Origin of the sequence: Bacillus cereus group sp. BfR-BA-01379 (assembly GCF_022663605.1) — a bacterium.
Taxonomy (GTDB): Bacteria; Bacillota; Bacilli; order Bacillales; family Bacillaceae_G; genus Bacillus_A; species Bacillus_A mobilis.
The window spans coordinates 1-322 of the sequence record NZ_JAKUFT010000230.1 but is presented as its reverse complement, the minus strand read 5'-3'; the positions used below and the strand labels follow the sequence as shown (position 1 = coordinate 322).

The window sequence follows — 322 nt, the reverse complement described above, 5'->3', positions numbered from 1 at the left end:
ATTTAGGCCACCATTTAGATTGCCAAGGCCCGTTGTTACTTGATTTGAGCCATCTGCTAGTTTGGTTACTCCTACTGATAATGTGCCTAAACCACCTGTTACTTGACTTGAACCATCTGCTAATTGATTTATTCCACCAGCCATTTGGTTTGCTCCTACAGATAACGTACCTAAACCGCCTGTTACTTGGTTTGAGCCATCTGCTAATTGATTTGCTCCTGCGGATAATTGACCTAATCCAGCTGTCACTTTTCCTGATCCGCTTTGTAATTGCGTTACTCCATCAATTAATTGAACTGATCCATTTTTTAATTTATCTACA

1 pseudogene is annotated in these 322 nt (G+C 40.1%); it reads right to left on the bottom strand.

Going from position 1 to position 322, the window contains the following annotated elements:
• Positions 1-322, bottom strand: a pseudogene (locus tag MR113_RS27595) (YhgE/Pip domain-containing protein); the annotation flags it as partial.